The organism is Ewingella sp. CoE-038-23, from assembly GCF_040419245.1.
GTDB classification, from domain to species: domain Bacteria; phylum Pseudomonadota; class Gammaproteobacteria; order Enterobacterales; family Enterobacteriaceae; genus Ewingella; species Ewingella allii.
This window is the reverse complement of sequence record NZ_JAZHOH010000001.1, coordinates 3510287-3536157: the sequence shown is the minus strand read 5'-3', so window position 1 is coordinate 3536157 and position 25871 is coordinate 3510287. Positions and strand designations below refer to the sequence as shown.

Sequence of the window (25871 nt, the reverse complement as noted above, 5' to 3'; positions counted from 1 at the left end):
CCCAATCTGAATACGAAAAAGGCCTGTTTAACAGGCCTTTTTTATGCGTGAATTTCAGTGGGTCAGCCGCGAAAGTGTTCCAGCACAAACTCCACCCACACTCGCACTCTCGGCGGTAAATCCGCAGAGCTGTAATAGAGCCACAGCGGCACGCCTGGCTGCCAATGTCTTTCCAACACTGGCACCAGATCGCCGCTTTGCACATGCGGGTTCACATACCAGTCTGCCAGGCAGACAATGCCAAGATCGGCCAGCGCGGCATTAATCAGCAAGTCCGGCCGCGAGGCGATAATCCTTCCCTGTAGCTCACTGGTCTGGAAAGGCTCGGCCAGCGGCCACTTCACTATCTGATTGTTCCCCGGATTGCGATGCAGTAGGCATTGATGATGAGCCAAATCACTCGGCGCAGAAGGCGTACCAAACTGCCGCAAATAGCCCGGCGAGGCAGCCAGAATATTGCGCATCGGACTGAGCTGGCGGGCTATCAGGCGGCTATCCGGATCGACGCGATTGCCAATTCCCACGTCAAAGCCCTCTGCCACCAAATTCACCACGCGTGCCTCCAAAGAGAGGTCAAGATTGATTTGTGGAAAGCGTTTGAGAAATTCCGGCAGCAGCGGCATTAGCATCAACTGGCCAAATCCTGGGATCACGCTAACCCGCACGCTGCCCGACGGCTGGCCATCGCGGCTGGTGGCATTCTCAAGGGTCGAGGCGAGGGCTTGCCACAGTGGCTGGATCTCCGCCAGCAGGGCTTTGCCTTCGTCCGTCAGCACCACGCTGTGGGTGTTGCGGGCGAACAGTCGCAGCCCAAGCTTCTCTTCCAGCACGCGGATGTTTTTGCTGATGGCGGCAGGCGTTACGCCGGACTGGCGGGCCGCGGCCGAGAAGTTCTCACTCTGCGCCGCGCTAATAAAAGCGGGCAATAAACGATGGAGTTCCAGCGGCAAAGACATGCAGATGACCTATCAATCGGTGGCGGAAAGGGGCAGATTCACAACTGTCCAGAATGGCACTGCGCCCCGGTGAAATCAAATCCCTTTCATGCGTTTGCGGCACGCCTCGGTACTCCGCCATAAACCAACAATAATCAGTGACAGCGAGGCTTTTCTGCCCCTAATATGGAGACTCTTAAAATTATCGCGAAGGGCCAATCTATGTTGAAAAATAATGAGTATTTTGCAGGGAAGGTAAAGTCGATTGGTTTTGACAGCGACAGTGCCGGTTGTGCTGCGAGCGTCGGCGTAATGGAAAAGGGTGAGTACACCTTCAGCACCGATAAACCTGAAGAGATGACCGTCCTGCTCGGCTCGCTGAAAGTGTTAATGCCGGGTTCCCCTGACTGGCAGGTCTTCGAGCCAGGTGAAAAATTCTATGTCCCAGGCCACAGCGAGTTCAACCTACAAGTGGTTGAATCTACTGCTTACCTGTGCAAATACCTGAATAAATAAATTCTGACCGCCCAGCGGCAGAAAGAAAAAAGGACGCGAATTGCGTCCTTTATTTTTGGGCCTGGCGCGACAATTAACGCTGCGCTTCGCCGCCCAGTGCTTCCACCAGATTCTGAATCAGCGCCGCCAGTTCGCCGGTCATCAGGATGAAATCGGCATCAAAACGCTGCGCGAAGTCGTCGCGGTCGATATCGTCATTCTGCTCGCGGATAACATCGCTGAACTTCAGGCGCTTGATGCTGCCGTCGTCGGCCAGCACCACGGCGATGCGCTCCTGCCAGTCAACAGCCAGCTTGGTCACCAGCTTGCCATTTTCGATATGGGTGGCAATCTCATCACTGACCAAAGCCTGCTTCTTACAGCGAATTACACCGCCTTCTTCCAGAATGGCTTTCAGCTCGGCTTCGTCTTGCAACGTGAAGCCAGCAGGGGTTTCCCCTGAGCGAACCCACTCGGTCAGCGTCAGCTCAATCGGGCTTTCCATGGTCAGCGGCACCACCGGCAGTGAGCCGAGGCTCTTACGCAGCAGGGCCAGCATATCTTCCGCTTTCTTGGCACTGGCGGCGTCAACCATGATCAGGCCGTTGACGGTATCAATCCACATAAAGGTCTGGCTGAAACGGCTGAAGGCGCGCGGCATCAGGCTGTGCAGCACTTCATCTTTCAGCGAATCTTTCTCGGTTTTCTTCAGTTTGCGATGCTGCTCGCTTTCGATCTGTTCGATCTTGGCCTGAAGCTCTTGCTTAATCACCGGAGAGGGCAGGATCTTCTGCTCCTGACGGGCGCAAAGCAGGATCTGGCCATTGTGCGAATGGGTCAGCGCGTCGCCGCCGTGTGAACCCATAGGTGACACCCAGCCGGTCTTCGCCATGTCCTGACTGCCGCAAGGCGTAAAGGTAAACTGGCTTAACTGCTTTTCCATCTCGTCGGCAGACAAAGAGACTTCACGGCTCAAACGGTAGACCAACAAATTTTTAAACCATAACATGATGTTATCCCTGTCCGTGCGTACCCGTGGTACGCTGATTTATCGAATGCAGGGCGGCATGATACCCAATTGAGCGGCGGTCGTCGTTAGGAAATCTTCTCGCAGACTGGTCGCTGGGCTCTACACTGATTAACCTGAACACCAGAAATCGCAGACAAAACCAAGTGAGGCACCCGTGCGTATTGGCATTGACTTAGGTGGAACAAAAATCGAAGTGATCGCGCTGTCCAACGAGGGGCGCGAGCTGTTTCGCAAGCGCGTAGATACGCCGCGAAATGATTATGAAAAGACCCTAAAAGCCATCGAAGGGCTGGTGCTGGACGCCGAAAAAGCCACCGGCCAGCGCGGCAGCGTCGGGCTGGGTATTCCCGGCACGCTGTCGCCCTTCACGGGCAAAGTGAAAAACGCCAACTCGGTGTGGCTCAACGGCCAGCAGCTTGACGAAGACCTTGCCAAACTGCTCGAGCGCGAAGTGCGTATCGCCAATGACGCCAACTGCCTGGCGGTTTCGGAAGCCACTGACGGCTCGGGCGCGGGCAAAAAAGCGGTCTTCGCGGTGATCATCGGTACCGGCTGTGGCTCGGGCATTGCGCTTAGCGGCGAAGTCCATGCCGGAGGAAACGGTAACGCCGGAGAGTGGGGCCATAACCCGCTGCCTTGGCCGGACGAAGACGAAATTCGTTTCTCGCAGGAAGTGCCCTGCTACTGCGGCAAATCAGGCTGTGTCGAAACCTTCTGCTCCGGCACCGGTTTTGAAGAGGACTACTTCCGCCTCTCAACCCAGCGCCTGAAAGGGCCTGAGATCATCAAATTAGCCGATGAAGGCGACGCCGTGGCCGAGCTGGCACTGGGCCGCTATGAGCGCCGACTGGCGAAAGCTTTGGCAAACGTGGTCAACATCCTCGACCCGGACGTGATTGTCCTCGGCGGCGGCATGAGTAACGTCGACCGTCTCTACCAGACCGTGCCTTTACTGCTCAAACAGTGGGTATTTGGCGGCGAGTGCGAAACGCCAATCCTCAAAGCCACCCACGGCGACTCCAGCGGCGTGCGCGGTGCCGCGTGGCTGTGGCCGCAGGAACGTATGCCACTCTAATCCTTCTTACTTACCCACCCCAAAAAGAAAAGGGTCTGCCATTCCCCCGGCAGACCCTTTATTCCTACCAAAAATTAGCTCTTAACCGTCCAGTTATGCCCGATATCAGGGAAACTAAGGGGATGAGGTTCCCGCAGGGACGCCTCACCCCTTAGTAAGCCCGTCAGTCTCGATCAACTATCCATCGCCAATCTCGGCTCCGCCGCTCTAACCCCAAAGGCAGACCCATTTCTTTTCACTCCCCCTCTAACATCAGATCTTTTGGCGCGCTGCTGCGCTGCACCTTGGTGGCCGCGAAATAGAGATAACCCACCGCCATAAACAGCACGAACACCCCGGCAATTACTAAATTGAACCACAGCATCGCCAGCAGACAGACCACCGCCAGCACCAGCGCAATGGCCGGAACCAGCGGATAGCCCGGCGCGCGGAAGCTGCGTGCCATCTCTGGGGCAATTTTGCGCAGGCGGAACAGGCTCAGCATGCTCATGATATACATCACAATCGCGCCAAATACCGCCATGGTGATCATCGCCGCCGTCAGCGACATGCCTTGCAGATTAATCAATCCGTCGCTGAAAATCGCCGCGATGCCAATCACGCCGCCGAGCAAAATCGCCCGGTGCGGCGTCTGAAAACGTGACAGTTTCGCCAGCCCGGAAGGCAAATACCCGGCGCGAGCCAGCGCGAAAAACTGCCGCGAATAGCCCAAAATAATGCCGTGAAAGCTGGCAACCAGCCCGAACAGGCCAATCCACACCAGCATGTGCATCCAGCCGGAGTGCTCGCCAACCACCATCTTCATCGCCTGCGGCAGAGGATCATTGATATTGGAAAGCTTGCTCCAGTCGCCCGCGCCGCCGGCCATCACCATCACGCCAATCGCCAGCACCACCAGCGTTAAAATTCCGCTGATATAGGCTTTGGGAATGGTGCGTTTGGGATCTTTGGCTTCCTCGGCGGCCATTGCAGCGCCTTCGATAGCCAAAAAGAACCAGATAGCGAAGGGGATCGCAGCGAAAATGCCGGAAAACGCCGGTAAGCCGAAATGCTCGCCGCCCGCCCAGCCGTTGAGCACAAAATTACTCACGCTGAAGCCCGGCGCGACTACGCCCATGAACACCAGCAGTTCCAGCACCGCCAGCACGGTAACCACCAGCTCGAATATCGCGGCCAGCTTCACGCCGAGAATATTCAGCGCCATAAACACAACATAGGTTCCCAAGGCGGCCACTTTAGGGTTGAGGTCGGGAAACTGCACGTTCAGGTAAGCGCCGATAGCCAAGGCAATGGCCGGGGGCGCAAACACGAACTCAATCAGCGTCGCCATTCCGGCAATGAGCCCGCCAGTTTCGCCAAAGGCGCGGCGGCTGTAGGCGAAAGGCCCGCCGGCGTGAGGAATGGCGGTGGTCAGCTCGGTAAAGCTGAAAATAAAGCAGGTGTACATGGTGGCGACCAGCAGCGTAGTCACCAGAAAGCCCAGCGTCCCGGCTACGCCCCAGCCATAGCTCCAGCCAAAATACTCACCGGAAATCACCAGCCCGACGGCAATCGCCCACAAGTGTACCGTGCCCAGCGTCGGTTTAAGTTGTGATGTCATTGTGCTCTCCTGAACCAGTTGAAGGGATATTCAGAACATTTTGCTAAGGACGTTCTCCAGCGCGCCGACCAGAACCTCTGCATGTTCGGCGGTAAACACCAAAGGTGGACGAATCTTGAGGATGTTGGCGTGCGGCCCGGATGCGCCAATCAGCACGCCTTCTTCTCGCAGGGCGTTGACCACCGCCAGCGCGGTCACCGAGTCCGGCGCGCCGTCGGCCGTGACGAAATCTACGCTGACAAACAGGCCCGCGCCGCGCACGCTGCCGATGGCCGGGAAACGCTGGGCCAGCGCGCTGATGCCGTCGAGAATGGCTTTGCCCGCGCGGCCGACGCTCGGGATCAGGTTCTCCTGCTCAATCACTTCCAGCACGGCGAGGCCGACGGCGGAAGAGACCGTGTTGCCGCCAAAAGTGTTGAAATAGCTCGATTCGCTGCCGAAACGCTGCAAAATATGCGGCTGAATGGTGATGCCCGCCATCGGATGACCATTGCCCATTGGCTTGCCGAGGGAGACGATATCCGGCAGCACGCCGTGGCGCTGAAAGCCCCACATGGTTTCCCCCGAACGGCCATAGCCCGGCTGCACTTCGTCGGCGATGTACAGCGCCCCGGCGTCGTGGATCACGTCAATCGCCTCTTTCAAGAACCCGGCCGGGTCGAAGAAGCCGCCGTCGCTGGTAAAGAAGGTGTCAATCATCAGGGCCGCCGGTTTGATGCCGTGGCGGTGCATATCGGCCAGCGCCGCGCGAATATCATTGGCGAAGCGTTTACCCACCTCCGCCGGATTGGCCGGGTTATGGATAGGCGCCGGGATCACCCGCGCATCGCCATTTACCTTGACGTAAGGCCCCATCGACGCCGACAGCCCGGCAATGGCTTTGGTCATCCCGTGGTAACTGAACTCGGTCACAATCACCCCGGTGCCGCCGGTAAAGTCTTCGGCGATGCGCAGAGCCAAATCGTTAGACTCGCTGCCGGTGCAGGTGAACATCACCTGACTCAGCTCGGCGGGCATGGTGCCGACCAGCTTCTCGGCGAAATTCAGCACATTTTCATGCAGATAGCGAGTATGGGTGTTGAGGGTCGAAGCCTGACGCACCAGGGCTTCCAGTACGTGCGGATGGCAGTGGCCGACCGACGGCACGTTGTTGTACACGTCGAGATAGCGGCGGCCTTCGGCGTCATACACCCATACCCCTTCACCGCGCACCAGATGCACCGGGTTCTTATAGAACAGCTGATAGGCCGGGCCGAGCAAGCGGCGGCGGCGCTCAATCATCGCCAGATTTTCAGCCGGAATATTGCTGCTGGCTGCGGCGTCAAAGGCATTGGTTTTCAACATGATAATTTCTCCTGACAGGCGATGAAGTTCTGGTTGCCGGGCGTCCCGGTAGTGGAAGTGTTTTGATAATGCGCTGGTCACTACGGCAAAACTTGACCGTGGAATGGCGATTCGCGCGCCCTAAAGTCAAGTTCCTGCCTGTTGGCGGGCTTGCAACGTCTGCGGTCAACATTTGCTCTTGCCGGGTCAAGCAGCAAACGCGGCGGGCTCTCATTCTGAAGGCCGATTCATTTGATTGATTGCCACCTGCCGGAGTGAACACTATGAATGCTAAACAGTCCGATACGCTTGATGCCGCCAGCCTGACCCAGTTAGCCCGCGAGGCGCTGCTGCGCTATCACGCCGCTTTTCGCGGGGAGTTGTCTCTTTTGTGCCGCTCGGAAAACGCCACTTTCTTGGTGCGTGGTGACAGCGGCCAGCGTTTTGCCTTACGCATTCATCGCGGCGATTACCACCATCGCGACGAGATAGAGAGCGAGTTGGCGTGGCTGGACGCTCTACGTCATACCGGCATCATGGTGCCAGAGGCGATTGTGGCGCTCGACGGTCATCGGGTGCAGACCCTGCCAGTGGGCGACGGCGAAAGCCGTAATGTCACCTTTTTCCACTGGATTGAGGGTGAGATGCCGACCACCGAGGTTGACCCTCGCGCCTTTGCCCAGTTGGGAGAGGTGACGGCACGCCTGCACCAACACAGCCGAAGCTGGGCCAAACCCGAAGGGTTCCGGCGCATCATCTGGGATCACGACACCATGGTTGGGCCGCAGAGTCATTGGGGGCGCTGGCAGGACGCGCCGGGGCTGCGCGAAGAGGATTTCCCACTGATTGAACAGACCATCGGGCACATTCATCAGGTGCTGCAAGACTATGGCAAAAGCAGCGAACGCTTCGGGCTGATCCACGCCGATCTGCGCCTCACCAACCTGCTGATGCATGAGGGCGAAACCCGGGTGATCGACTTCGACGACTGCGGCATGGGCTGGTATATGCATGACGCGGCGGCGGCGATCAGCTTTGTCGAGCACCACCCGCGCGCCTCGGAGTGGGTCGAGCACTGGCTACGCGGCTATCAGCGCGTCTGCCCGCTGAGCGAGGCGGATCTGGCGGTGATCCCCACGATGATCGTTCAGCGGCGGATCCAGCTGCTGGCTTGGCGCGGATCGCACGCCACCACCGAAATGGCGCAAAGTCTGGGGGATGATTGGGAAGCCGAAAGCCTGCGTTTATGCCGCGATTATCTCGCACGCCTGCCGCAACATCAGGCGCGGGCGTGAAGCAAGCTGCACGTTTTCTGTGCGCCGCTTGGGGCTTTGTCCAGCCCTGCGGCGCTAAGTCTCTGTCCTGACTGCATTTGTTCTTCCCGCCGTGCTGGTACGAAACTTGCAGAACTTCCTGACCTGTTTGCCTTATGGAGTGGAAGAACATGCACACTGAACCTTTACTTCAACCACTAACCGGCTTCACGCCGGGTTTGAACGGGGCGCTCAGCGCGCTGGGGCAGCACGAGGCTGGCAATCGCGGCGTGCTGGCCGCGGCGGCGTCGGGGCTTAGCGAGTTTATTCTGTCGAAAGGGGCGGATGTGGATCGCGTGCTCGGGCTGTGCCGCATCAACCCCGAACTGCTGCAACAGCCCACGCTGAGCCTAGGCTTGCCGAACTACTGTCAGGTGCTGGAAGAGGCGGCGGTGCAGTCGGGCTGCGATAACTTCGGTTTGCACTACGGCAGACAGTTCAAACCCCAGTCATTGGGGCTGATTGGCTACATTGGCCTCTGTTCTTCTACGGTAGAGACCGCGATTCAAAACGTGGTGAACGCCTTTCCTTTTCATCAACACAACACCTTGACCCGGCTGGTGGACAAGGGCGATCACTACCGTTTTGACTATCAGGTGCGCCACGGCAGTATTTTGTGTAAACGGCAGGACGCCGAACTGACGCTGGGGATGATCCTCAATCTGTTGCGCCACGGCTTAGGCAAAAGCTGGGCGCCGCGCGAAGTGCATTTTGAGCATCCGCGTCCGCACCAGTGGCACGAGCACTGCAAAATTTTCGACGCGCCGGTCTACTTCGACCAGCCTTACAACTCATTGCTGATCGCCAAACGCGATTTGCAGCGCGCCATGCCGGAGCGCGACCAAACCCTGCTGCTGGTGATGCAAGACGCCATTCGCCGACTGAACGCCGACGCGCCTTCTCAGCAGTCAATCGTCGACAGCGCCCGTTCGCGGGTGCGTCAGGCTCTGCTGCGCGGCGAGCCAGTTTTGGATGAAGTGGCGGACAAAATGGGCCTGTCGGCCAGCTCCTTACAGCGCCGCCTGCGCGAGCAGAACCTAAGCTTTACTCAGCTGGTGGACAAGGTGCGCTGCGAGCTGGCGACCCACTATTTACAGCAACAGCAGCTGCCGATTTCGGAAATGGCGCTGCTGCTCGGCTACTCCGAAGTCAGCGCCTTCTCGCGGGCATTTCGCCGCTGGTTTGGCGTCAGCCCGCGCCAGTGGCGGCAGGCCGGGGCCAGTGAGGAGTCCACTACAGCGCCATCTCGCGTTTAAACACTTCCAGCGTATGGGCTTTGACGCGAATAAATTCGGCATGGCTCATGATCTCGGCGTCGCGCGGGCGAGGCAGGTCGAAAGGTACGATTTCCGCGATGCGAGTTGGTCTGCGGGTCAGCAGCAGGATCTCATCGGCCAGAAATACCGCGTCCTCAAGATCATGAGACACAATCACCATCGTCACGCCGGTCGCCATCTGTACTTCCTGCAACTTGTCGCGGATAAACAGCGTCATTTCGAAATCTAACGCCGAGAACGGCTCGTCGAGGAACATCACCTCCGGGCGCGTCGCCAAGGCACGCATGATGCAAACCGTCTGCTGCTGGCCGCCTGAAAGCTCATAAGGGTAGCGTTTGAGGTCAAAACGGATATCAAACATGGCCACCAGCTCCGCCACTCGCGCCTCCACCTCGGCCCTGTTCATGCCGTGGCGCACCAGCGGATAGGCGATATTGGCCCACGAGCTCATCCACGGGAATAGCGCGTCGCGGTAGTTCTGGAACACATAGCCGATGGTGGTTTGCGCCAGCGTTTTGCCGTCGAACAGCACCTCGCCCTGATCCAGCGGGATCAGCCCGGCCACCATGTTCATCAGGGTCGACTTGCCGCAGCCGTTAGGGCCGAAAATGGAGACAATTTTTCCGCGAGGCAGATCCAAATTAAAGTCGGTATACAGCGGCTGGCCGGCAAAAGATTTCGACAAGCCGCGAATAGTCACGTGGGTGTCGGGGCGAGAAGGGTACTGCGGCAGCTGCGGCCCCTTGTAGTCATCGCGAAGTGAGAGAGGTTGCGTCATGCTTTGCTACTCCAGTGAACGATACGTTTTTCCACCAGCAGGAAGGCCAGATTGAGCAGGTAGCCGATGGCCCCGGTGATCAGGATTGAGGCATACATGTCTTTGATATTGAACACTTGCTGGGCGTCGATGATGCGATGACCCAGCCCGGTTTCCGCACCGATAAACATCTCGGCGACAATCACAATTACCAGCGCAATCGACACGCCGGTGCGCAGGCCGACAAAGGTTTGCGCCAGACTCTCCATCAGCATGATGTCTTTGAAAATGTGCCAGCGCGAAATCCCCATCACCTTGGCAGCCATCAGCCGGGTTTTCTTGGCATTCATCACCCCATAGGCGCTGTTGAACAGGATAACCAGCACCGCCGCGAAGGCCGCGATGGCGATTTTGTTGGCGTCGGTAATGCCAAAGATCAGCATAAACAGCGGGATAAGCGCCGAAGAGGGCGTGGAGCGGAAAAAGTCGATGAGGAATTCCAGACTGCGGTAGACCTTTTCACTGCTGCCCAATACCACCCCCAGCGGCACGCCAATCACCGCCGCAAAGGCAAATGACATCAGCGTGCGATAGAGCGTCGCGCCGATATCCGTGCGCATGCTGGCGTCGGAAAACGACTGGAACATATAGCTCAGCGTCTCAACCGGCGAGGGCAGCAGCACCGGATTCAGCCATTTCGCGCTGACAGCTAACTGCCAAAACAGAAACAGCAGAACCGGGCCGATGAGCGGCAATAATTTCGTAGACCAGCGTGAAGTCATGGCGGTTCTCCCCGTTTAACCTTGATAAATCAGCGATGCCACGTCCACCGGCTTGCTGAAAATCTTGCGTTCAGTAAACACGTCATAGAATTTCTGGAACCACTTCAGGTTGTCGCCGTTGAGCTGCGGATACATGACGAAGCCCGGCAGCGGCACTTCGCTGACCAACGCAGGCTCTATGCTGGTATACCCGGCGATGTTGGCGCGGGCCTTGTCAGGGTTGGCTTGGATGAACTCCACGGCTTGGGCATAGGCGGCAATAAACTTTTTCGCCGCGTCCGGGCTGCTTTTAATAAAGGCCGTATTCAGCGCCGCCGCGCCGCCAAACCACGGGGCATCGGCATCGCCCAGCACATATTTCGAGATAACCCCGGTTTCCAGCGTGCGCGACAGGTGCTTCATGCGTCCGACGGTGCCGGTAGGTTCGAGAGTGTAGACGCCATCAATCTGGCCCGCCGCCAGCGCTGGGGCGTGCTGGCCGACCGGCAGTTCAATCACCGAGGGGTTGGTGAAGCCGTTTTTCTCCAGAATGATTTTAGCCATGGTGACGTTCTGAATGCCCGGCCCGCAGGCGATTTTCTTGCCTTTCAGATCAGCAATCGACGTGGCCTTGCTGTCGAGTGGCACTAAGAATTCGTCCAGCACCAAGGTGCGATTCGACGGGTTCGAGCAGATGATTTTGAACAAGTCGGGCTGGGTGATTGCGCCAAGCCCCAGTGCGCCGGTGGCCGTGCCGTTGGCGCAGCCGTGAATGCGTCCGGTGAGCATGCCTTCGATAATCTGCTGGGCGCTGGCGAACTTCACCCCTTTGACATTCAGCCCGGCCTGTTTGAAAAAGCCCTGTTCCAGCGCGACATAAAAAGGCAGGCCGCCAACAATCGGCCAGTAGCCGATACGGATTTCATCGTCATCGGCGGCAAAGGCGCTGGCGGGCACCATGCCGCCGAGGGTCATGGCTCCGCCGGTGATCGCCAGCCATTTCATCAGTTGGCGGCGGCGGGGATTGACGAGAGATGACTCAGGTTTGCTGTTTTTCATCGACTGGCCTCTTGCGGGTTAATGAGGGGTTGCAGCTTGTACCGCAACTTGTATACATAACCCTAAGCACAGGCCGTGCCATGTTGGTCAAAAGCAGAAAAGCCTGCATTTTCAGTAGACTAAAACAGGAGAGGTGCACCGCGCTGGTGCGCAAGGTGAGAAAAGCTGGGTTATAGATGTGCAAATGGCTAGCGGTTGGCTAGCCATTGTTGGTTCTCAACGGGCGAAAATCAGACTTTAAACTGGCTGCTCAGACGGCTGACCCCCAGACCATTCACCTTGGTGACTTTGATTTGCACCGGGATGCGGTCTTTCATGGCCTCCACGTGGCTGATCACGCCGATGGTTTTACCCGATGCGTTCAGGCTGTCGAGGGCATCCAGCGCGGTGTCCAGCGTGTCGGCGTCGAGGGTGCCGAAGCCTTCATCCAGGAACAGTGAGTCAATGCGAGTCTTGTCACTCACCAGATCGGAGAGCGCCAGCGCCAGTGCCAGACTGACCAAGAAGCTCTCGCCGCCCGACAGGGTGCGGGTGTCACGTACCGCGTCGGCCTGCCAGGTATCCACCACCTGCAACTCCAGCGCGTCGCTGGTTTTGCGCTGCAACAGGTAGCGGCCGTGCAGCTTTTCCAACTGCTTGTTTGCCAGATACACCAGATGATCCAATGTCAGACCTTGGGCGAATTTGCGGAATTTCGCGCCGTCGCTGGAGCCAATCAGCGAGTTCAAATAGCCCCAGTCGTCGCACAGCTGCTGGGACTGAGCAATCTGCGCGATCAGGCTTTGCTGCCCCTCACGGCGCGTGACGTCGGTGGTCAGTTGGTTGCGGATCTCCCCCTGACGCTGCTGCAAGGCTTTTAGCTGCTGGGCCAATTGCTCGAGGCGTTCGGCCAGCGGCGCGGTATCACTGTCGGTTTCACTCAGGGTTTCCGGCCGCTGTTGGCGCTGCTGCTCGAGAGTGAGATTGGCCTGTTCCAGCAGGGCGCGATGCTCGGCCAGTTTCTGCTGAAGCTGCTCTTTGCGCTGCTGCAACTGCTGGCGCAGGGTGTCGTCGAGCAGGGCGAGGCTGACCGCCTGCTCGTCGGCGAAATCACTGGTGCTTAGCGCCTGCTGCCACGCACTTTCGGCCTGCTGCAACAGCTCGGTCAACTGCAGCTGAGAGGCGATCGCGCTGGCGACCTGCCCGGCAAGCCTGTCGCGCAGCTCTTGCGATTTTTGCAACTGCTCGCTGGCGGCCTGCAAGGCATTCTCGCTGGCTTGCAGCTGGGCGCGCAATTGCTCGCGTACCTGAGAAATCAGCTTTTCGCCGAACAGCGCCACGCGCTGCTGGCGGAGCTTTTGCACGCTTTCGCCATCTTCAGCGACCTGCTGCTGAAGCTTTGTCAACTGCTGCTGTTGCTGGGCATGGCTGGTTTGCATCAGCGTGAAGCGTTCCGTTAATAACGCGGTCTGCTGCTGGGCTTTGAGCTGCTCGCTCTGCGCCGCCGTCAGGGCATCTTTCGCCTGCTGTAACGCCCGCGCTTGCTGCTCATGCTGGCTGCTAAGTTGCTGACACTGCTGCTCTTCTTGGTCACGCTCCGCCAGCCATTGCTCCAGCTGCGCCGCGTCTTGTAATTCAAAACTGAGATTGAGCGGGGCGCTCAGCTGCTGCCAGCTTTCGAGATAGGCTTTTTGCTGGTTTTGGTCCCGCACCAGCTGGTTTTGCAGCCGCGCCTGCTGCTCTTTCTGGCTCTCGGTTTTGGCCCGCAGCTCGGTGCCTTGCGTGTGCAACGCCTCAGTTTTGGCGCGCATTTCCGCCACCCGCTGCTCGGTTTCTGACGGCTTAACCGACTGATATTGCTGAATGGCCGGGTGCTCGGTCGAGCCGCACAGCGGGCAGGCTTCGCCAGTTTGCAGACGCGAGCGCTCGGCCTCCAGACGGACAATCAGCTTCTCCTGCTCAAGCAGTTTTTCGACGTCGGTCTGGTGGGTTTTGTGCTGCTTAAACTCTTGGCGGATCAGCTCCAGCTGTTTCTCAGCTGCGGACAATTCAGCGTGACGCTGGGCAAATTCTTGGCTCTGTTGCTCAACTCGCTGGCTGATTTGCGGATACTGCTGGGAGAGGGAAAACAGCTGTTGGCGCACCGGGCGCAGGCGAGTCAGCTCCGACTGGCGCTGCTGCAGTGCCGTCAGTGGATGGCGTTGTTCCAGCTCGGCCTGCTGCTTTTGCTGGCTGCCCAGTGCGGCGGCGAGAGTGGCCTGCTGGGCTTGATGCTGCTGACTCTGCTGCTCCAGCTTCAGGCGATCCGCGCTGAGTTGTTCTAAGGTTGCCGCCAGCTCAGTCGCCTGCTTTTGGGTGTCGGCCAGCGCCTGTTGGCTGTCTGCCTGTGTTTTATCTAGCTGGGCAATCTGGTTGTCCAGCGGCTGCACCTGCTCGTCAATCAGCTTCTGCTGCTGCTCTTGGGTTTGAACCTGCTGCTGGCGAGCCGCGCGGGCCTGCTCGACGGCCTGCGCCAGAGGGGCCATCTGTTGAAGCTGATTGGCCTGCTGCTCGCCCAGTTCTTTGAGATGCTGGCTGAGTGCCAGATTGTCCTGCCGCAGACGATTGCGGTCATTGAGCAGGGGGCGAAGTTTTTCCGCCGGTTCGCTCTGCGCCAGTTGCAGTAACTGCGGCGCGGCCTGCGCGGCTTCCTGCTCGCTGGCCTGAAGCAGTTGCTGATATTGCTGCTGCTTGAGCTGCGCCTGCTGCCACTGTTGCAGCCAGTTGAGGTCGCGCTGCTGCGCCTGCGACTGCTGGCTAAGCTGCTGTTCTTGCTGGTTTACCTCGGCCAGTTGGCCTTCCAAAAGCTGGCGCTGCTCTTCGCTAAGCAGCTCAATGCCCGCCATGCGCTGGTGTAAACCTTCGAGCTGGTTTTTCGCCTGCTTGTGCTGCTCGAAAACCTGCTCGGACAGCCGACCGTAAATCTCGGTGCCGGTCAGCTCTTCCAGCAGCTCGGCGCGGTCATTGGCGTCGGCGTTGAGGAAGGCGGCAAACTGGCCCTGCGACAGCATCATCGACTTGGTGAAACGGCCAAAATCCAGCCCGGTGAGCTGGGCGATGGCGTCAAGCTTGTCGCGCACTTTGTCGGCCAGAATTTTGCCATCTTCCAGCAGCGCCAGTTCCACCTTCGGCGCTTGCAGGTTGCCGTCCGGCGAGTTCTTGGCCCGGCGCTGGCTCCAGAAGGCGCGATAGCCAATGCCTTTCACTTCAAACTCCACTTCGGCGAGTGATTCTGCGGTGTGGCGAGTCATTAGCTCGTTTTGGGTTGGCGACACGTTGAGGCGCGGGGTCTGGTGGTAAAGCGCCAGACAGATGGCGTCGAGCAGGGTGGTTTTCCCCGCGCCGGTCGGGCCGGTAATGGCAAAAAGCCCGTTGCTGGCAAAAGGCTCGGCGGTGAAATCGATTTTCCACTCGCCTTCCAGCGAGTTCAGGTTTTTAAGCCGCAGGCTGAGAATTTTCATTGTGCGCGGTCCTCCGCTGACTCGCCGCTTTGTACTTGTTCTACGATTTGCGCGAACAGGGTGCGCATTCTGCTTTGGCGGCTTTCATCGACTTCGCTTTCCAGTGCCAGACGGCGCTCGAAAACTTCGCTGACGCTCAGCTCGCTCAAGGTCTCTTTTTCCTGCTGAGAAATGCTGTTCAGCCGCTGCTCTTTGCTGCGGCGCAGCAGCACCACTTCAACCGGCAGGTCGGCGGTGAGAGCCTGAATGCGGCGTTGAATATCGCTCAGGTAGTCCTGCGTGGCGACCTCAATATCCAGCCACACCGGCTTGTCGCGGGCGGCGTCGGTAAATTGTTTCAACTGCTGTTCAATTTCCGCCAAAGAGCCTTTGATCATCTGCATTGGTTGGAATTGCGGGATCTCCAGCGTGTCGATGCTGTTTAACTGGTCGCCGGTAAAATCCAATAGATAGACGCTTTTTACCTTGCTCAGCTCGTCGAAGCTCAGGGCAATCGGCGAGCCGCTGTAGCGAATATGCTCGGTTTTCGCCACGCACTGGGCGCGGTGAATGTGCCCAAGGGCGACATAATCCACCGGCGGAAAAGCCTGCGCCGGGAAGGCGTCGAGGGTGCCGATATAAATGTCGCGCACTGAGTCTGAGGTGCTGACGCCGACGGTGGTCAGGTGGCCAGTGGCGATGATCGGCAGAGGCAGGCCGAGTTTCTGGCGTTCGGTCTGCGCCGCCTGATACAGCGCGTCATAGTGCGCGGCGATGGCTTCCTGTAACGCCAGCTGCTTGTCGCTGCCGGACTGCCCGGCCTGACTGGCAATCAGGTCGCGCGGGCGCAGGAAGGGAATGGCGCACAGCACTGCGCCCGGCGTGCCGTCGCGATGATTTAAGGTCAGAACCTGCTGGGATAAGTCTTCGCCCACGGTGGCAATCACCCGGGTATTCAGACAGGAGAGCAGCTCGCGGGACTCATTCAGCGTGGCGACCGAGTCGTGGTTGCCCGCCAGCACGATCAACTGGCAGCCGGTGGTTTGCAGCTCGACCACAAATCGGTTGTACAGCTCGCGGGCGTAGCTCGGCGGCGAGCCGGTATCAAAGATATCGCCTGCCACAATCACGGCGTCAACCTGATGGCGTTCCACCTGTTCTATCAACCAGCGCAAGAATGCCTGATGCTCGGCGGCACGGCTTTTGGTGAAGAAATACTGGCCAAGGTGCCAGTCTGAAGTGTGGATCAGGCGCATGAAACTCCCGTCGGTGGTGTGCTGCAACAGTTTGCCGCAAAGTATAAACGTCAGGCTGGGGGCTGTCCTCGCTAAATCAGGCGGATTTCAACGACATGACGCATTAATGAAGGCTTAGCTACACTTAGTTTGGCTGCTGAGCGATTTTCATAAAAATGTCACAAAACTGACGCATAATCCCCTCCGCAATCAAACAATGATCGCTAACCTTTTGGCAGGACCTACGATGGCTAGACGTATTTTAGTGGTTGAAGATGAAGCTCCGATCCGTGAAATGGTGTGCTTTGTGCTGGAACAAAACGGCTATCAGGCAGTGGAAGCAGAAGATTTCGACTCGGCAGTTGCCCGGTTGATTGAGCCATTCCCCGAGCTTATTTTGCTCGACTGGATGTTACCGGGCGGTTCCGGCATTCAGTTTATCAAACATCTTAAACGTGAAGCCCTAACGCGTGAAATCCCGGTCATGATGCTGACAGCCCGTGGCGAAGAGGAAGACCGAGTGCGCGGTCTGGAAGTGGGCGCGGACGACTACATCACCAAGCCTTTCTCCCCGAAAGAGCTGGTGGCGCGTATTAAAGCCGTAATGCGTCGAATTTCCCCGATGGCGGTGGAAGAAGTGATCGACATGCAGGGGCTGAGCCTCGACCCTTCTTCACATCGCGTAATGGCGAACGAGCAGGCGCTGGACATGGGGCCAACAGAATTCAAATTGCTGCACTTCTTTATGACGCATTCTGAGCGGGTTTACAGCCGTGAGCAGTTGCTGAATAACGTCTGGGGCACTAACGTATATGTTGAAGATCGCACGGTAGACGTTCATATTCGTCGCTTGCGCAAAGCGTTAGAAACCAGCGGACATGACAGAATGATTCAAACGGTACGTGGAACGGGTTACCGGTTCTCTACCCGTTACTGAGTCATTTATACCCTTGATACGTCAGGTTGTCTGGGCGCAAGGCCGCGCTCGGTAACCCCATGATTTTGGGTATAGTATGTAGGGGCCTTTCGGCTCGCCGCAGCGGAGAATCTGTGTGTTAGAACGTCTGTCCTGGAAGCGTCTGGCGGGGGAACTGTTTCTGTTCTGTCTGCCAGCATTGATCATCGGTATTTTCTTCGGCCATTACGGATGGCTGCTATTTGCGTCGCTGCTGGCGGCGCTGGGCTGGAACTATTATAACCAGCTTAAACTCTCTCACTGGCTGTGGCTCGATCGCAGCATCACCCCACCAAATGGTCGCTGGAGCTGGGAACCGCTGTTTTATGGGTTGAACCAGATGCAAATGCGTAACCGTCGGCGTCGGCGTGAACTCGGTCAACTCATCAAACGTTTTCGCAGCGGGGCAGAGTCTCTGCCCGATGCCGTGGTGCTGGCGACCGAAGAAGGCAATATTTTCTGGTGTAACGGCTTGGCTCAGGATTTGTTGGGATTCCGCTGGCCGGAAGATAACGGGCAGCATATCTTCAACCTGCTGCGTTACCCCGAGTTTCGCAGCTGGATTCAGAACCGAGAATTTAACCGCGCGCTGAATTTGCAGCTCAACAATGAGCACTACGTTGAGTTCCGCGTGATGCCTTATTCCGAAGGTCAGCTGCTGATGGTGGCGCGTGACGTCACCCAAATGCGCCAGCTGGAAGGGGCGCGTCGCAACTTCTTCGCCAACGTCAGTCATGAGCTGCGCACGCCGCTGACCGTGTTGCAGGGCTATCTGGAGATGATGGAAGACGCCAAGCTGGAAGAGCCATTCCGCAGCAAGGCGCTAGACACCATGCAGGAGCAGACGCGACGCATGGACGGACTGGTGAAACAGCTGCTGACGCTGTCTCGCATCGAAGCAGCCACCAACATTGATCTCAATGAGAAGGTGGATATGCCGCTGATGATGGGTATGCTGGAGCGCGAGGTGCAGACTTTAAGCAATGGTCGCCACGAGATTGTGTTCCGCGTAAACGACAAGTTGCAGGTGTTTGGCAATGAAGATCAGCTGCGCAGCGCGGTGTCTAACCTGGTGTATAACTCGGTGAACCACACGCCGACTGGCACGCGCATTGAAGTCAGCTGGCAGCAAACGCCGCTGGGGGCGCAGTTTCAGGTCAGTGATAACGGGCCGGGCATTGAGCCACAGCACCTGCCGCGCCTGACGGAGCGCTTCTACCGCGTCGACAAAGCGCGATCTAGACAGACGGGCGGCAGCGGGCTGGGGCTGGCAATCGTTAAGCACGCGCTCAGCCACCACAACTCCAAGCTGGATATCATGAGCGAAGTGGGTGTCGGCACGCGATTTATGTTTACCCTGCCACAGCGTCTGGTGGTGCCAGCCAGTTCCGCTACGCCGGGCAAAGTGAAAGATACGAAGTAATATTCTGCTGGCATAAATGTTAAAAAATAAAAGCTGCTCATCGGGCAGCTTTTTTCTTTTCTGCCAGAGGCTTACCCCAGCCTGCCAATCAGTAGCTCAACCTTTCATTAACACCTTATAAACGTGCGGGAAACGACCGGTTCTTGGTGATTTCGCGCAGTTTTAGCGGCAATAGTCTGTATCTTGTGCTTAATTTGATGAATAATCATACATATCATGTTTTGCATATCTCTAGTGACTTAGTGATATGCACTGCTTTTTGGTAAAAGTCTGGTCTAAGGCTCTGCTTTTTGGATCTCGGCTTGCCTTTTCACGACATAAACGTTTACCTTAGCGCCCGCTGTCGCTGAACTATTCCTGAATTACAACATTTCATCTGCATATCATCAGGCATTTTAGGCTTCTTTCTCTCCTCGAAATGGCATTGTCAGGCGGTTATCTCGCTCATTGACGTTATAACGAAAGAACAGGCGTTAGCATCGGTCACTTTATTCATTTGAACAGGCAACACGACACCAATCATGAGTACTCGTTTATCAAGCAAAGATATTTTGGCGTTGGGCTTTATGACCTTCGCCTTATTCGTCGGTGCCGGGAATATCATCTTCCCGCCGATGGTCGGTTTACAGGCCGGTCCCGCAGTCTGGTGGGCGGCGGCAGGGTTTATGATAACCGCCGTGGGCCTGCCGGTCATGACCGTGATTGCACTGGCTCGTGTGGGTGGTGGTGTTGACGCGCTGAGCTCGCCGATTGGCCGCGCCGCGGGCATTTTGCTGGCCACGGTTTGCTATCTGGCCGTCGGGCCGCTGTTCGCTACGCCGCGTACTGCTACCGTCTCTTTTGAAGTCGGGATCGCACCACTAACCGGCGACGGCCCGCTGCCGCTGTTCATTTATAGCGTCGTTTACTTCGCGCTGGTGATTGGTATCTCCCTCTATCCGGGCCGCCTGCTGGACACCGTGGGCCACTTCCTCGCGCCGCTGAAAATGGTCGCGCTGGGCGTGTTAGGCCTGGCCGCCGTGCTGTGGCCAGCGGGGCAGAGCATGCCTGCTGCCGAAGCCTACCAGCACGTGCCTTTCTCCAGCGGTTTCGTCAATGGTTACCTGACGATGGATACGCTGGGCGCGATGGTGTTTGGTATTGTTATCGTTAACGCGGCGCGCTCTCGCGGCGTGTCCGACGCCAAGCTGCTGACTCGCTACACTATTTTGGCGGGCCTGATTGCCGGTGTCGGCCTGATGCTGGTCTACCTCAGCCTGTTCAAACTGGGCGAAAATAGCGCCTCGCTGGTGCCTGACGCCACTAACGGCGCGGTTATTCTGCATGCTTATGTCGAACACACCTTCGGCGGCGTGGGCAGCTTCTTCCTTGGCGCGCTGATTTTCATCGCCTGTATGGTGACGGCGGTGGGCCTGACCTGCGCCTGCGCGGAGTTCTTCGCCCAGTATCTGCCGCTCTCTTACCGCTCGCTGGTGTTTATCCTCGGCCTGTTCTCTATGCTGGTGTCGAATCTGGGCCTGAGCCATTTGATTCAGATTTCTATCCCGGTGCTGACCGCGATTTACCCGCCTTGTATCGTGCTGGTGGTGCTGAGCTTCACCCTGCGCTGGTGGAATAGCACCACGCGCATCGTGGCACCGGTAATGGTGGTTAGCCTGCTGTTCGGACTGGTGGATGGCGTTAAAGCCTCGGCTCTGGCTGATATCATGCCAGCCTGGACTGCGAATCTGCCGCTGGCGGCGCAGGGCCTGGCATGGTTGCCACCTTCGCTGGTGATGCTGGTTCTCGCTGGGATTTACGACAAGATTAGCGGACCGCGCAGCGTGACGGCTCATCAGTAAATGACATTGGTGGTTCACTGGCGTCACGTTTCAGTCATATAATTGCGTTTGAAGAATGTTTCGCCAATCAGGCCACGGAAAACCCTTCCGTGGCTTTTTCATTGGTTTGAGTCCCTCATCAGCCTTGATGAACAAAGGAATTGGATAAATTCACATGCAGCAATCAGTTGAGAAAGAGCCGCCAGCGACTAAGTTAAAACGCGGCCTGACTACCCGACACATTCGCTTTATGGCGCTCGGCTCGGCCATCGGCACCGGCCTGTTTTACGGCTCGGCGGACGCGATTAAATTAGCCGGGCCAAGCGTGTTGCTGGCCTATCTGGTCGGCGGGATCGTGGCGTTTATCATCATGCGCGCGCTGGGTGAGATGTCGGTTAACAACCCGCAGAGCGGCTCGTTTTCGCGCTACGCGCAGGATTATCTCGGGCCATTGGCGGGTTACATCACCGGTTGGACCTACTGCTTCGAGATTTTGATTGTCGCCATCGCCGACGTCACCGCCTTCGGCATCTATATGGGCGTCTGGTTCCCCGAGGTGCCTCACTGGATTTGGGTGCTGAGCGTGGTGCTTATCATCGGTGGCATCAACCTGATGAGCGTCAGAGTTTTCGGCGAGCTGGAGTTCTGGTTCTCCTTCTTCAAAGTGCTGACCATCATCATCATGATTGTGGCGGGCTTTGGCATCATTATTTGGGGTATCGGCAACGGCGGGCAGCCGACCGGCATTCACAATTTGTGGAGCAACGGCGGCTTCTTCAGTCAGGGGATTATGGGCACCATTCTCTCGCTCCAGCTGGTGATGTTTGCCTACGGCGGGATTGAGATTATTGGTATCACCGCCGGAGAAGCTGAAGATCCGAAGAAATCGATTCCGAAAGCCATTAACTCCGTGCCGTGGCGCATTCTGGTGTTCTACGTGGGCACGCTGTTCGTGATTATGTCTATCTTCCCGTGGAATCAGGTCGGGACGCAGGGCAGCCCGTTCGTGCTGACTTTCCAGCACATGGGCATCACCATTGCTGCCGGTATTTTGAATTTCGTGGTGATCACCGCCTCGCTTTCAGCGATTAACAGCGACGTGTTTGGCGTGGGTCGCATGCTGCACGGCATGGCGGGTCAAGGCCACGCGCCGAAGATGTTCAGCAAGGTGTCGCGTCGCGGCATTCCCTGGGTCACGGTGTTGGTGATGATGGCGGCGCTGCTGGTGGCGGTGTATCTCAACTACATCATGCCGGAAAACGTCTTCCTGGTTATTGCCTCGCTGGCGACCTTCGCTACCGTGTGGGTGTGGATTATGATTTTGTTCTCGCAAATCGCCTTCCGCCGCAAACTGAGCAAACAGCAGGTGAGCGAGCTGGAATTCCCACTGCGCGGCGGGGTGTTTACCTCGGTTATCGCGATTATCTTCCTATTCTTTATCATTGGCTTAATCGGCTACTTCCCAACCACGCGCGTGTCTCTTTACGCCGGGCTGGTGTGGGTCGCCGTGCTGCTTATCGGTTACGCGTTTAAACGCCGCAACGACCGCAAGAAGCTGGCGGCGCAAAGCTAAGCAAGCACTTACATCCGTTAAAAGAAAAGCCCCGCGCTCACATAAGCTCGGGGCTTTTTCATATTTATGTTTAACCAAAATCATTCGCGCTGTATCAAGGCGGCAACTGCCCGAATCCTCAGGAGCTTACATCAGTAAGTGACTGAGGTGAGGGCAGGCAGCCAACGCCGATACGGTGCGAAGGATGAAGGTTAAGGTTAATAGCCGATGGCGGCGCCAGCTGGTCGACGCACATCATTCGCGCCATACAGATAGCCTTCACGCACTTTGCCCGACACAGCCGAGTCATTGCCCGAGTTAGCCGGCGTTACGCCAACCGCACCCGGCAGGCCGACCATAATCAGCTCGGTCGCGCCCCACGGGGTCTGCTCAACCATCTTGTAGCCCATCTTGGCCAGAATGTTCAGGCTGTCGGCTGAAACGCCTCGCTGCTCGTAATACACCTCATCCGGTAGCCACTGGTGGTGGATACGCGGCGCGTCAACGGCTTCCTGCGGAGGCATGCCGAAATCAATCACGTTGAGGGCGGTTTGCAGGGTGATAGTGATGATGCGTGAACCACCCGGTGAACCCAGAACCATGAAGATCTTGCCGTCTTTGGTCACTAAGCTCGGGCTCATGGAGGATAGTGGGCGCTTACCGGGGGCGATGGAGTTACGCGTGCCCTGCACCAAACCGTAGAGGTTTTTCTCACCCACTTTGACCGTGAAGTCGTCCATTTCGTCATTCAGGAAGAAGCCGGTTCCTGGCGCGATAACCACGGAACCAAAGCGGCCGTTGACGGTGTAAGTGGTGGAAACCGCGTTACCCATGCTGTCGACAATCGAGTAATGAGTGGTTTCTGGCTTTTCGTGCGGCTCCATTCCCGGCTGAACTTGTTCGGAAGGCGTGGCCTTATCTGCCTGAATCTTCTTACGAATCTCTTCGGCGTAGCTTTTGCTGACCAGACGATCAATCGGGTTCTTGATGAACTCCGGGTCGCCGAGATAGGTGTTGCGGTCCATGTAGGCGTGGCGCATGGCCTCAGTCATATAGTGAATGGACGCCGCTGAGTTAAAGCCCATGCTCTTCAGGTCATAGCCTTCGAGGATGTTGAGGATTTCGCACATGGTCACGCCGCCAGAGCTTGGTGGCGGTGCTGAGACAAACTTGTAGCCGCGATAGCTACAGGTGATTGGCGCCGTCTCGGTGACTTTGTAGTTGGCGAAGTCGGCGGCGGTCAGGATGCCTCCACCCTTGTTTGACGCGGCTTCCACCGCGGCCGGGATTTTACCTTTGTAAAAAGCATCCGGGCCCTGTTTTGAAATGGATTCCAGCGTGTTGGCTAAGTCGGTTTGCACCAGTTTGTCGCCCGGTTGTAGGGCAGTGCCGTCTTTGCGCAGGAAAATGCGCGCGGCCTCAGGGTCTTCTTTGAAGCGTTTTACCGTCGTGTCGAGGATATCCGTGTCGGCGCGGGTGAGGACAAAGCCTTCACGGGCCAGTTTAATCGCCGGAGCCATCACCTGCTCGCGGGTCAGCTTGCCGTATTCGCGCTGGGCGGTGTCCATGCCGAGCACGGTGCCCGGAACGCCCGAGGCGAGATACCCATACAGGCTGGCGTCTTTTTTCACTTTGCCATCGGCGTCCAGATACATGTTGGCACTGGCGGCGGCTGGGGCGGTTTCGCGGAAATTGATAAAGGTGTCTTTGCCGTCGGCAAGGTGCACCGTCATGAAGCCCCCACCGCCGATATTGCCACAGCATGGGTTAACCACGGCCTGAGCGTAGCCAACGGCCACGGCGGCATCAACGGCGTTCCCGCCCATCTTGAGAATATCGACACCCACCTGAGATGCCAGATATTGCGAAGTGACCACCATGCCGTTTTTGGCTTCTACCGCGGGGTTGGACGCCGCGTGAAGCGAGCCGCTGACCAGCAATGCCATTATGGTTAACGGCTTTTTCCATTTAAGTAACATATAAACTCCTGTTTGATACCCTGTCTGTGCAGAACCTTCAGGTTCTTGTGTGATAACGCTTTTTTTCTATACAACGTTCATTCTTGCCGGAGGAAACCATGCAAGGCGCAGGCCAATCTATCGCGCCACGTGGCAGGCAAAAATGAGACGTATTTAGGTTAGATGGAATAGGACTGATCGGGCAGAGTTTTATGAAATAAATGTGAAGACGGTGATGACTATGCGGGAAAAATGCGGGAAAAAAATCCCAAAAAAAAACGGCCAGCTAGGCTGACCGTTATTGCTCTGTTATTTTTTTTAAAGCCCTGAGGCTTAATAAAAATTACAGGTTTGATGCGTTTTCTGACAGGTATTTAGCTACGCCGTCTGGAGAAGCGCCCATACCTTGTTTGCCTTTTTCCCACTGAGCGGGGCACACTTCGCCGTGCTCTTCGTGGAATTGCAGCGCGTCAACCATACGCAGCATTTCATCGATGTTACGGCCCAGTGGCAGGTCGTTAACAACCTGGTGGCGAACCACGCCTTCTTTGTCGATCAGGAAAGAACCACGCAGCGCAACGCCAGCGTCTGGGTGTTCGATACCGTAGGCTTTCTGAATTTCACGTTTGATGTCAGCAACCATCGCGTATTTAACTTCGCCGATGCCGCCTTTCTCAACAGGGGTTTTACGCCATGCGTTGTGAACGAATTCAGAGTCGAAAGAAACACCAACAACTTCAACGCCACGCTTCTGGAATTCTTCGTAACGGTGATCGAAAGCGATCAGCTCAGAAGGACATACGAAAGTGAAGTCCATTGGCCAGAAGAACAGAACAGTTGGTTTGCCCGCAGTGTGTTTTTTGAAGTTGAAGTTATCAACAACTTCACCGCTACCAAGTACAGCTGCTGCTGTGAAATCTGGGGCCGGACGAGTTACCAGGACCATAAGTACTCCTATTGGTGAGGTAAAAGAATTAGGGGTGTATAAATCGACAGCCAGTATAGAGGCTGGGGGGAAGCGAATAAACCCCATCAGACCAATCAATCAGATAGTATTCGACTATCAGTCTGTGGAGTAAGTCGCAAATCTTATTATGAATAAGCGGCTGATTTGCAGGGAATTGTGTCGCGATTCACGATTAATTTCACCTTAAGTCAAATTTCCTGCTGTCTGGCTTGCAGCATCATCTGCGGATAAAACTGCCAAAAAAGTTGTTCCAGCGCGTCATAATTCAATTCGAGGTCGTGATATGAGCCAGCCAGCGCGCTGAGTTTCGGGCGGCGGGCGGCCATATTCGACAAGGCATTGCCGATATTGGGCAGCGCGGCATAGCTCTGCATCCAGCGATCTGACCATAAATAGCGATTCAGATTGATAAAGCGCTCCGGCATTCCATCCAGCTGCGGTTCAATCTCTTGGCGACAAGCTTCGATAAACTCTTCCAGCTCAATGTCCGGCGAGAGCGTGGCCCAGTGGCGACACAGAAAGTGGTCCCACACCATATCCAGCGTGATAGGCGCGACGCGGCGGAAATCATCGCGGAAATAGCTGCGGGCGATTTTCACTTCCGGCAGGGTGTCGGTCATGACGTCGACCCGCCGATGCATGCGAATACCGCTGACGATATCAGCGGAAAATAGCGAGTCAGGATTGCCACGGACGAAGTCGGCCAGCAGGTTTCCGAGTAGCGAACTGTTGGCGAGTGAGGCCAGATGGAGATGAGCTAAAAAATTCATCCGCACAGTATAATGCAAGAAACATGATCAATGACATGTCAGGATATGCCTTTCTTGAGGTAGAAGCTTGCAGCAAAAGGCCCGTACCACTAGACTAAGCCGCCTGTT

At 56.9% G+C, this 25871-nt stretch carries 20 protein-coding genes; 8 read left to right on the top strand and 12 right to left on the bottom strand.

Annotated features, from left to right (window positions below):
• Positions 1–62: 62 nt before the first annotated feature.
• Positions 63–956, bottom strand: a complete 894-nt coding sequence (locus V2154_RS16985) for a LysR family transcriptional regulator (protein WP_353503146.1) — start codon at positions 954–956, stop codon at positions 63–65.
• Between the two features lie 201 nt (positions 957–1157).
• Between V2154_RS16985 and ppnP the strand changes: the two genes are divergently transcribed.
• The gene (gene ppnP / locus V2154_RS16980; RefSeq protein ID WP_034792479.1) at positions 1158–1451 is read left to right on the top strand and encodes a pyrimidine/purine nucleoside phosphorylase; all 294 of its coding nucleotides are present in this window, start codon (positions 1158–1160) and stop codon (positions 1449–1451) included.
• Between the two features lie 73 nt (positions 1452–1524).
• On the opposite strand, the gene rdgC is transcribed toward ppnP, so the two are convergent.
• On the bottom strand, positions 1525–2439 hold the full coding sequence (gene rdgC / locus V2154_RS16975; protein WP_034792478.1) for a recombination-associated protein RdgC: 915 nt from the start codon (positions 2437–2439) through the stop codon (positions 1525–1527).
• Positions 2440–2614: 175 nt separating this feature from the next.
• Here rdgC and mak point away from each other — a divergent pair, with 175 nt between their 5' ends.
• Positions 2615–3535: a fructokinase gene (gene mak / locus V2154_RS16970; RefSeq protein ID WP_278879219.1), complete on the top strand. Its 921-nt coding sequence runs from the start codon at positions 2615–2617 to the stop codon at positions 3533–3535.
• A 235-nt stretch (positions 3536–3770) separates the two neighbouring features.
• Here the strand turns inward: mak and eat are convergent, their stop codons facing one another.
• Together eat and V2154_RS16960 are read right to left on the bottom strand one after the other, a co-directional pair.
• On the bottom strand, positions 3771–5135 hold the full coding sequence (gene eat, locus V2154_RS16965; protein ID WP_353503145.1) for an ethanolamine permease: 1365 nt from the start codon (positions 5133–5135) through the stop codon (positions 3771–3773).
• Positions 5136–5165: 30 nt separating this feature from the next.
• On the bottom strand, positions 5166–6479 hold the full coding sequence (locus V2154_RS16960; RefSeq protein ID WP_353503144.1) for an aspartate aminotransferase family protein: 1314 nt from the start codon (positions 6477–6479) through the stop codon (positions 5166–5168).
• A 263-nt stretch (positions 6480–6742) separates the two neighbouring features.
• Here V2154_RS16960 and V2154_RS16955 point away from each other — a divergent pair, with 263 nt between their 5' ends.
• Complete coding sequence (locus tag V2154_RS16955; protein WP_353503143.1) at positions 6743–7753, top strand: phosphotransferase enzyme family protein; 1011 nt, start codon at positions 6743–6745, stop codon at positions 7751–7753.
• A gap of 149 nt (positions 7754–7902) precedes the next feature.
• Entirely contained in the window at positions 7903–9027 is a 1125-nt protein-coding gene (qhpR, locus tag V2154_RS16950) for an AraC-like transcriptional regulator QhpR (RefSeq protein ID WP_353503142.1), read from the top strand.
• Here the strand turns inward: qhpR and V2154_RS16945 are convergent.
• The 5 genes from V2154_RS16945 to sbcD form a co-directional block, all read right to left on the bottom strand.
• Positions 9005–9826 (bottom strand): ABC transporter ATP-binding protein, encoded by an 822-nt coding sequence (locus tag V2154_RS16945; RefSeq protein WP_034792474.1) that lies wholly within the window; start codon positions 9824–9826, stop codon positions 9005–9007. The two genes, qhpR and V2154_RS16945, sit on opposite strands and share 23 nt — an antisense overlap.
• Complete coding sequence (locus V2154_RS16940; RefSeq protein ID WP_353503141.1) at positions 9823–10587, bottom strand: ABC transporter permease; 765 nt, start codon at positions 10585–10587, stop codon at positions 9823–9825. The genes V2154_RS16945 and V2154_RS16940 overlap by 4 nt, the downstream gene beginning before the upstream one ends.
• 15 nt (positions 10588–10602) lie before the next feature.
• Complete coding sequence (locus V2154_RS16935) at positions 10603–11625, bottom strand: ABC transporter substrate-binding protein (RefSeq protein WP_154145615.1); 1023 nt, start codon at positions 11623–11625, stop codon at positions 10603–10605.
• A 230-nt stretch (positions 11626–11855) separates the two neighbouring features.
• A complete protein-coding gene (gene sbcC / locus V2154_RS16930; protein WP_353503140.1) occupies positions 11856–15104 on the bottom strand; it encodes an exonuclease subunit SbcC in 3249 nt (1082 codons plus the stop codon).
• Entirely contained in the window at positions 15101–16339 is a 1239-nt protein-coding gene (gene sbcD, locus V2154_RS16925) for an exonuclease subunit SbcD (RefSeq protein WP_353503139.1), read from the bottom strand. Before sbcD ends, sbcC begins: the two co-directional genes overlap by 4 nt.
• Before the next feature lie 226 nt (positions 16340–16565).
• Here sbcD and phoB point away from each other — a divergent pair, with 226 nt between their 5' ends.
• From phoB to proY, 4 genes are all read left to right on the top strand, one after another.
• On the top strand, positions 16566–17255 hold the full coding sequence (gene phoB / locus V2154_RS16920; RefSeq protein ID WP_034792463.1) for a phosphate response regulator transcription factor PhoB: 690 nt from the start codon (positions 16566–16568) through the stop codon (positions 17253–17255).
• Between the two features lie 115 nt (positions 17256–17370).
• Entirely contained in the window at positions 17371–18696 is a 1326-nt protein-coding gene (gene phoR, locus V2154_RS16915; protein WP_185689390.1) for a phosphate regulon sensor histidine kinase PhoR, read from the top strand.
• 521 nt (positions 18697–19217) lie between these two features.
• Positions 19218–20537 carry a branched-chain amino acid transport system II carrier protein gene (gene brnQ / locus V2154_RS16910; RefSeq protein ID WP_353503138.1) on the top strand — a complete coding sequence of 440 codons (1320 nt, stop codon included), beginning with the start codon at positions 19218–19220 and terminating at the stop codon, positions 20535–20537.
• A gap of 154 nt (positions 20538–20691) precedes the next feature.
• Positions 20692–22089: a proline-specific permease ProY gene (proY, locus tag V2154_RS16905; RefSeq protein WP_353503137.1), complete on the top strand. Its 1398-nt coding sequence runs from the start codon at positions 20692–20694 to the stop codon at positions 22087–22089.
• Between the two features lie 197 nt (positions 22090–22286).
• Here proY and ggt read toward each other — a convergent pair whose 3' ends face one another.
• From ggt to V2154_RS16890, 3 genes are all read right to left on the bottom strand, one after another.
• A complete protein-coding gene (gene ggt / locus V2154_RS16900; protein ID WP_353503136.1) occupies positions 22287–24047 on the bottom strand; it encodes a gamma-glutamyltransferase in 1761 nt (586 codons plus the stop codon).
• A 322-nt stretch (positions 24048–24369) separates the two neighbouring features.
• Positions 24370–24972, bottom strand: a complete 603-nt coding sequence (locus tag V2154_RS16895; RefSeq protein ID WP_353503135.1) for a peroxiredoxin C — start codon at positions 24970–24972, stop codon at positions 24370–24372.
• A 209-nt stretch (positions 24973–25181) separates the two neighbouring features.
• On the bottom strand, positions 25182–25763 hold the full coding sequence (locus V2154_RS16890) for an ACP phosphodiesterase (protein WP_353503134.1): 582 nt from the start codon (positions 25761–25763) through the stop codon (positions 25182–25184).
• Positions 25764–25871 lie beyond the last annotated feature (108 nt).

Bases quoted from the DNA above. Each gene is read 5' to 3' on its own strand.
- sbcD (WP_353503139.1), bottom strand. From the start codon at position 16,339: ATGCGCCTGATCCACACTTCAGACTGGCACCTTGGCCAGTATTTCTTC.
- V2154_RS16955 (WP_353503143.1), top strand. From the start codon at position 6,743: ATGAATGCTAAACAGTCCGATACGCTTGATGCCGCCAGCCTGACCCAG.
- V2154_RS16940 (WP_353503141.1), bottom strand. From the start codon at position 10,587: ATGACTTCACGCTGGTCTACGAAATTATTGCCGCTCATCGGCCCGGTT.
- phoB (WP_034792463.1), top strand. From the start codon at position 16,566: ATGGCTAGACGTATTTTAGTGGTTGAAGATGAAGCTCCGATCCGTGAA.
- sbcC (WP_353503140.1), bottom strand. From the start codon at position 15,104: ATGAAAATTCTCAGCCTGCGGCTTAAAAACCTGAACTCGCTGGAAGGC.
- ppnP (WP_034792479.1), top strand. From the start codon at position 1,158: ATGTTGAAAAATAATGAGTATTTTGCAGGGAAGGTAAAGTCGATTGGT.
- V2154_RS16985 (WP_353503146.1), bottom strand. From the start codon at position 956: ATGTCTTTGCCGCTGGAACTCCATCGTTTATTGCCCGCTTTTATTAGC.
- V2154_RS16960 (WP_353503144.1), bottom strand. From the start codon at position 6,479: ATGTTGAAAACCAATGCCTTTGACGCCGCAGCCAGCAGCAATATTCCG.
- V2154_RS16890 (WP_353503134.1), bottom strand. From the start codon at position 25,763: ATGAATTTTTTAGCTCATCTCCATCTGGCCTCACTCGCCAACAGTTCG.
- ggt (WP_353503136.1), bottom strand. From the start codon at position 24,047: ATGTTACTTAAATGGAAAAAGCCGTTAACCATAATGGCATTGCTGGTC.
- brnQ (WP_353503138.1), top strand. From the start codon at position 19,218: ATGAGTACTCGTTTATCAAGCAAAGATATTTTGGCGTTGGGCTTTATG.
- proY (WP_353503137.1), top strand. From the start codon at position 20,692: ATGCAGCAATCAGTTGAGAAAGAGCCGCCAGCGACTAAGTTAAAACGC.
- eat (WP_353503145.1), bottom strand. From the start codon at position 5,135: ATGACATCACAACTTAAACCGACGCTGGGCACGGTACACTTGTGGGCG.
- rdgC (WP_034792478.1), bottom strand. From the start codon at position 2,439: ATGTTATGGTTTAAAAATTTGTTGGTCTACCGTTTGAGCCGTGAAGTC.
- qhpR (WP_353503142.1), top strand. From the start codon at position 7,903: ATGCACACTGAACCTTTACTTCAACCACTAACCGGCTTCACGCCGGGT.
- V2154_RS16945 (WP_034792474.1), bottom strand. From the start codon at position 9,826: ATGACGCAACCTCTCTCACTTCGCGATGACTACAAGGGGCCGCAGCTG.
- V2154_RS16895 (WP_353503135.1), bottom strand. From the start codon at position 24,972: ATGGTCCTGGTAACTCGTCCGGCCCCAGATTTCACAGCAGCAGCTGTA.
- V2154_RS16935 (WP_154145615.1), bottom strand. From the start codon at position 11,625: ATGAAAAACAGCAAACCTGAGTCATCTCTCGTCAATCCCCGCCGCCGC.